The following is a 5137-nucleotide window of genomic DNA, read 5'->3' as shown; positions in this document are numbered from 1 at the left end:
CCGGTCCTGAGCCGGCGGGGCGAGGTGTCGGGCGGACCTCAGACCGCTGCCGCCTCGGCAGCCAGCCGGGCCGGGGTCTCGTCGTCGAAGTCGGCGAAGAAGCCCCCCACCCGGTCGGTGAGCTCGTTCATGCCGTCGCAGGCGAAGAGCACCGGCTGGTAGTGCGAGATGTCGTAGGCGAGGGTGGCCATCTGGTGGAAGTCGACCGGCCGGATGTCAGCACCGCGGAACTCCTCGATCTCGCCGTAGGACGACAGCAGCCCGGCACCGTAGGCACGCAGCTCGCCGTGCTCCCACATCACCCCGAACTCGATGGTGAACCAGAAGACGTCGGCGACGTACTGCAGTCCCTCCTCCGTCTCGCAGCGCTGTGCCGCCTTCCCGGCCTGGCGCTTGACCTCGGCGATCCCGGGGTGGGCGAGCAGGTTCCCGTGACCGATGATCTCGTGGATGATGTCGGGCTCCGGGGTGTAGAGCGGCTGCGACCTGTGCCGCAGGTACTGCGTGGAGTGGAAGACGCCGTCGCCGAGCGAGCCGTAGAACACGTCCAGCGGCACGAGCCCGGCGGCCGGGTGGAGCCGGAAGCCGCTGAGCGGCATGAGCCCGGCGCTCACCTCCTCCAGCTGGGGGACGCGGTCGGTCGGCAGGCCGAGGGCCTCCTTGCCCTCGAGGAAGGCGCGGACGGCGAGCCGCTCGTGCTTCGGGGCGAGCTCGCGGGACACCCGGGCCCAGATCTCGTTCTCCTCGTCGGTGTACTCGACGACCGGGATCGGGTCACCCGGGCGCCACCGGTGGGCGGGCGCAGCGATCTCCTCGCGCCGGCGGCGGTACTCCGGGTCGTCGGCGCCGGGATGGTCGGGGGTCAGGTGGACCTCGACGGTGCCGTCCGGCCGGTCGGTGACGGGTGCGTACAGCTGTGCCTCTTCGAACATGACTCATTGTTACCTCCGTCCACCATGTGAGACAAGGGGAATGTCGCTCGCCGTGCGGCCGGCCTCGGACGTGCTTACCGTTGCCGGGTCCACCGAGAAGGGAGTCGCATGGGAACCGACGACAAGATCGAGAACACGGCCGAGAAGACGACCGGGAAGATCAAGGAGACCGTCGGCGACGCGACCGACAACGAGGATCTCCAGGCCGAGGGCCGTAAGGACCGGGCGAAGGGCAGCCTCAAGCAGGCGGCGGAGAACGTCAAGGACGCCTTCAAGTAGCCCGAACAGCAGGACCGTACCGGCGCCCCGCGGGACTCCCGCGGGGCGCCTCCTCGTGTCGTGGCCGACGTCCCGCCGGCGGTGGTGCAAGATCGGGGCGCTGCCGGACACAGGCAGGACGGTGGGGACTGCCCACCGCACTGTCGAGGAGAGGGGTGCCGTGCGCGACGACGCGTGGTTCGAGAGGCTGTACCGGGACCACGCGACCGCGGTGTACCGCTACTTCGTACGGCGGACACCGGGCGACGACGCCGAGGACCTCACCGCCGAGGTGCTCGCCACCGCCTGGCGTCGCCGGTCCGACGTCCCCGCCGACGCCGAGCTGCCCTGGCTCTACCGCACCGCCGGCTTCGTCCTCGCCAACCATCGCCGCAAGCAGCTGCCCGTCCCGCTCGAGCAGGTGCCCGACGACGCCGACCCCACCGGCGACCCGGCCCTCGCCGCCGTCACCGACGACGACGTCCGCACCGCCCTGGCCGCGCTCAGCGAGCGGGACCGGCAGATCCTCGTGCTCCATGCCTGGGAGGGGCTGGGCGGGGCCGAGCTGGCCGCCGTCCTCGGCATCTCCCGGGGCGGGGCGGACGCCGCCCTGTCGCGCGCGCGGGCCCGGCTGGCCGCCGCCTGGCCGGAGGAGAAGATGTGACGCAGGCGACCCCTGCGGGCTGATGTGCTGTGGGGCCCGAGCGCCCTATAGTCGTCGCCATGACCCCCTGGTCGCCGGCGGGCGAACAGTCATCCTCCTCCACCCACCTCCACCTCCGGGCGGTGAGCGCATGAGCGGCCGCACCACTGTCGTCGCCCACCGGGGCGGTGCCGGACACGCGGTCGAGAACACCATCGAGGCGCTCGAGTCGGCTGCCGGGATCGGTGCGCACGCCGTCGAGATCGACGTCCAGCAGGCCGGTGACGGCGGCATCGTCGTCTTCCACGACCCCGACCTGCGCCGCCTCGGTGGCCGTCCGGACCGCGTGGCACAGCTGTCGACCCGCGAGCTGACCGGCGCGACCCTGCGCCAGGGCACCCACCGGGCGACCGTCCCCACGCTCAGCGACTTCGTGGCCCGGGCCCGCGAGCTCGACATGCCGATCGTCGTCGAGCTCAAGGTGCGGGGCGACGAGCACGGGGACGTCGTGGCCGACGTCGTCGCCGCCCTGCAGGGCGCTCCGGCCGGCACCCGGCTCCAGTCCTTCGACGCCGCCAGCGTGAGCTCCGCGGCCCAGCGCTTCCCCCACCTGCCGGCCGGCTGGATCACCCGCTCACGCCGCGGCCAGGCACCGACCGGGGCGGCGTTCGTCGCCTACGCGGTGCAGACGGCGACGCGCCGCCGCCTCGCCCGCACCCAGGAGGCAGGGCTCGAGCGGTTCGTGTGGACGGCGAACTCGACGCGGTCCATGCGGCGGCTCATCGACGTCGGGATCGAGGGTCTCATCACCGACCGGCCCGCGCTGGCGCTGGCCCACCTCAACTGACCGGGCGCCCGCGCCGGCCTGGCGGTGTGCCGAGGCGCCGGCCGGCGAGGGCGACCAGCTCGAGCACGTCGGGGTCCGGGTGGGGCAGCGCGTCCACCGGCCACCACGCGACATCGAGGGACTCGGCGGACACCGCGTGCACGGCGTCCGCCGGGGCGGTGGCGACGAAGCGCACGTCCAGGTGCCTCACCCCGCCGCGCGGGTCGCAGAACGGTACCGCGTGGGCGCTCAGCTGCACCGGCACCGGGTCGAGCTCCAGGCCGGCGATACCGGACTCCTCCCTCGCCTCCCGCAGCGCCGCGGCGGGCAGCGACGGGTCGCCCGGCTCGACGTGGCCGCCGAGCTGGAACCAGCGCCCCGCCTTGCGGTGCAGGGTCAGCAGCACGCTGCGCCGGTCGGCGGAGACGACGAGCGTGCTCGCCGTGAGGTGGTCGGGGTAGCAGTCGCGCAGCACGCCGCGCGGCTCGGCCCGCAGGTGGCGGACGTAGCGTTCGCGCAGCCGCGCCTGCTCCGGTGAGGGCGCCACCCACTGCTCGAGCACGGCCAGGGCGGAGGAGTGCAGCGCAGTGGGCATGGGACCAGCCTGCCAGCGTCGGCGGGGCGCCCGGTGCAAGAACCGCCCTCGTCGCGACACAGGATAGGCAGGAGACCGAGGAGGCAGCGATGGACGAGGACGAGGCAGTGGAGCGGATGAGGGCCGCCGACCCGGCGGCCGGCGCGCGGCCGGACGCCGACCGGCTCGCCGAGCTCACCGCGCAGCGGCGGGGTGACGAGCTTGCCGCCCGGCGGGAGCGACGCGCCCCCCGGTGGGCCGCTGTCGCTGCGGTGGCGGCGGGTGCCGTCGTCCTCGGCGGCGCCGCCGGGTACGGTCTGGGCCGGGCCGGCGACGACCCGCCCCAGACCCAGGCCGACGTCAGGGTGGAGGGCGAGGCGCCGGCCATCGCCATGCGGGGCGGCAGCGCGACCGCCGAGTCGATGGCCGCGACGGACATGGCGATCTACCCCGGCACAGGGGCCGGGCGCACGACCTTCACCGCCCAGGGGCTGAGCGGCGAGGCAGGTACCGGGACCGCGTGGGCCTTCGACGGTGCCGCCACGGTCACCGCCGAGACGGCGGCCCGCGCGGCGGAGGTCTTCGGCGTCGCGGGCGAGCCCCGCAAGGAGGGCGGCTGGGTGGTCGGCCCGTCCGACGGCAGCGGACCGACCGTCCACCTGACGACGGACGGCACGGCCATGCTCCACTACAACGACCCCGCGCTCTACGCCGACCTCGACCGCATCTCGCCCATGCCCATGCCCGAGCCCATGGATGACGTGGTCCCCGAGGGCGGTGGGTCGGCCGGCAGCCCGGGTGAGGACGCCGTCCCCGAGCCGGTCCCCGAGGACGCGGACGCTCCCGCGGAGGAGGGGAGCGCCCCGGAGGACGCCGCGGCGGCCGTCGAGCCCGGAGTGGCCCTGCCGGCCCCGCCGGAGGAGCCCACAACAGTCGCCGACCCCGCGACGGACGACGCCACCGCCGCGCTCCACACCACGCTCCAGGAGCTCGGCCTCGACCCGGACGGCGCGCAGTACGAGATCCAGAGCCACTGGTCGGGCAGCGCGGTGACGGCCGCCGTCGCCCACCAGGTCGTCGAGGGGGAGCGGACCGGGCACTCGTGGTACGCCGAGGTCGTCGACGGGCAGGTCATGTCCTTCAGCGGCCCGCTCGCCCCGCTCGTCAGCCTGGGCCAGTACGACCTCGTCAGCCCGGCCGCGGCCGTCGACCGGCTGAACGACCCGCGCTTCGGCGCGAGCCCGGTGTGGCGGGACGGCATCGCGGTGCTCGACCTCGACAGGCCCACCCGGAGCTGGGACGACCCACCCGCCGCGCCCCCGGCTCCCGGCGACGCCATCGCCTGGCCGGTGACCGACGTGACCATCGTCGCCGCCGAGCCGGCGCTGACCACCCAGCACCAGGACGACGGGAGCGTCCTGCTGCTGCCGGCCTACGAGCTGAGCGACGCCGAGGGACGCACCTGGAGCGTCGTCGCCGTGGCCGACCACGAGCTGGCGTTCTAAGAACGCCGAGGACGCCGTCCCGAGCGCGTTGGAGGGCGCGCTCGGGACGGCGTCGACATGTCGGGGGACGCGGGCGGACCTACCCTGGCGGCATGACCAACCTCGAGGTGCGGCCGCAGGAGCAGGTGTGCGTCGCGGGGCCGCAGACACCCGTGGAGCTCATCGAGCCGCGCGACGTGCCGCTCGGCGGACCACGGGCGATGACGGTGCGGCGCACCCTGCCGTCCAAGCAGCGCTCCCTCATCGGCGCCTTCTGCTTCGCCGACCACTACGGTCCGGACGACGTCTCGGCCACCGGCGGGATGGACGTCGCGCCGCACCCGCACACCGGGCTGCAGACGGTGACCTGGCTCTTCGAGGGGCGGGTGCTGCACCGCGACGCGCTCGGCTCCGTCCAGC

7 protein-coding genes are annotated in these 5137 nt (G+C 74.4%); 5 read left to right on the top strand and 2 right to left on the bottom strand.

The features are described 5' to 3' along the window. Positions 1–38: 38 nt before the first annotated feature. The gene (locus tag Q0195_RS09115; protein WP_299277365.1) at positions 39–932 is read right to left on the bottom strand and encodes a phenylalanine 4-monooxygenase; all 894 of its coding nucleotides are present in this window, start codon (positions 930–932) and stop codon (positions 39–41) included. A gap of 108 nt (positions 933–1040) precedes the next feature. Between Q0195_RS09115 and Q0195_RS09110 the strand changes: the two genes are divergently transcribed. The 3 genes from Q0195_RS09110 to Q0195_RS09100 all read left to right on the top strand — a co-directional run bounded on the left by Q0195_RS09110 (position 1041) and on the right by Q0195_RS09100 (position 2680). Continuing rightward, complete coding sequence (locus Q0195_RS09110) at positions 1041–1211, top strand: CsbD family protein (protein ID WP_299277363.1); 171 nt, start codon at positions 1041–1043, stop codon at positions 1209–1211. A 160-nt stretch (positions 1212–1371) separates the two neighbouring features. Continuing rightward, a complete protein-coding gene (locus Q0195_RS09105; RefSeq protein ID WP_299277361.1) occupies positions 1372–1854 on the top strand; it encodes a sigma-70 family RNA polymerase sigma factor in 483 nt (160 codons plus the stop codon). A gap of 130 nt (positions 1855–1984) precedes the next feature. Beyond that, the gene (locus Q0195_RS09100) at positions 1985–2680 is read left to right on the top strand and encodes a glycerophosphodiester phosphodiesterase family protein (protein WP_299277359.1); all 696 of its coding nucleotides are present in this window, start codon (positions 1985–1987) and stop codon (positions 2678–2680) included. On the opposite strand, the gene Q0195_RS09095 is transcribed toward Q0195_RS09100, so the two are convergent. Next, on the bottom strand, positions 2673–3254 hold the full coding sequence (locus Q0195_RS09095) for an NUDIX hydrolase (RefSeq protein ID WP_299277357.1): 582 nt from the start codon (positions 3252–3254) through the stop codon (positions 2673–2675). The two genes, Q0195_RS09100 and Q0195_RS09095, sit on opposite strands and share 8 nt — an antisense overlap. An 89-nt stretch (positions 3255–3343) precedes the next feature. On the opposite strand from Q0195_RS09095, the gene Q0195_RS09090 reads away from it, so the two are divergent. Both Q0195_RS09090 and Q0195_RS09085 read left to right on the top strand, forming a co-directional pair. Beyond that, complete coding sequence (locus Q0195_RS09090) at positions 3344–4738, top strand: hypothetical protein (RefSeq protein WP_299277354.1); 1395 nt, start codon at positions 3344–3346, stop codon at positions 4736–4738. A gap of 92 nt (positions 4739–4830) precedes the next feature. After that, positions 4831–5137, top strand: a 307-nt coding sequence (locus Q0195_RS09085; RefSeq protein WP_299277352.1) for a pirin family protein, incomplete at its 3' end; no start/stop codon positions are given.

Origin of the sequence: uncultured Georgenia sp., from assembly GCF_937958535.1 — a bacterium.
In the GTDB taxonomy this organism is placed as follows: domain Bacteria; phylum Actinomycetota; class Actinomycetes; order Actinomycetales; family Actinomycetaceae; genus Oceanitalea.
Note: the sequence above shows the minus strand (reverse complement) of the source record. Positions and strands in the feature narration are given on the sequence as shown.

Coding starts and splice junctions, on each gene's coding strand:
- Q0195_RS09115 (WP_299277365.1), bottom strand. CDS start 932: ATGTTCGAAGAGGCACAGCTGTACGCACCCGTCACCGACCGGCCGGAC.
- Q0195_RS09110 (WP_299277363.1), top strand. CDS start 1,041: ATGGGAACCGACGACAAGATCGAGAACACGGCCGAGAAGACGACCGGG.
- Q0195_RS09100 (WP_299277359.1), top strand. CDS start 1,985: ATGAGCGGCCGCACCACTGTCGTCGCCCACCGGGGCGGTGCCGGACAC.
- Q0195_RS09095 (WP_299277357.1), bottom strand. CDS start 3,254: ATGCCCACTGCGCTGCACTCCTCCGCCCTGGCCGTGCTCGAGCAGTGG.
- Q0195_RS09090 (WP_299277354.1), top strand. CDS start 3,344: ATGGACGAGGACGAGGCAGTGGAGCGGATGAGGGCCGCCGACCCGGCG.